This window comes from Bradyrhizobium sp. Kon56 (genome assembly GCF_055807635.1).
Map to the genome: position 1 here is coordinate 1 of NZ_JBVVOU010000315.1, position 304 is coordinate 304.

Genomic DNA, 304 nt, shown 5'->3' on the forward strand with positions numbered 1-304 from the left:
GGGCGCATGAGCCTGCTGGGTGGCCTCAAGCAGCGCGATGCCGAACTCCAGCAACAGCAACACGGCGATGAAGGGTGCGGCGTAAAGCATCATGTGCATGAACGTATCCCCGAGCAGCGCAATAAATACGCTGAACCCATTGGGCCCCGGCAGCGGGAACCACACCGTCGGTGGCCAGATCAGGTAGCTATCCCAGATCACCTGGGTCAGTGCGCCAAGCCCCAGACTGATCATCAACAGAAAAATCGCCAGCTGCTTGAGCATGTGTCCGATGGGCGTTGCATCCGGGCCCAGCGATGGGTTG

At 60.2% G+C, this 304-nt stretch carries 1 protein-coding gene; it reads right to left on the bottom strand.

The features are described 5' to 3' along the window. Nucleotides 1-294, bottom strand: a 294-nt coding sequence (locus AC0L3B_RS39120) for a flagellar biosynthetic protein FliR (RefSeq protein WP_473383082.1), incomplete at its 3' end; no start/stop codon positions are given. Between the last annotated feature and the right edge of the window lie 10 nt (nucleotides 295-304).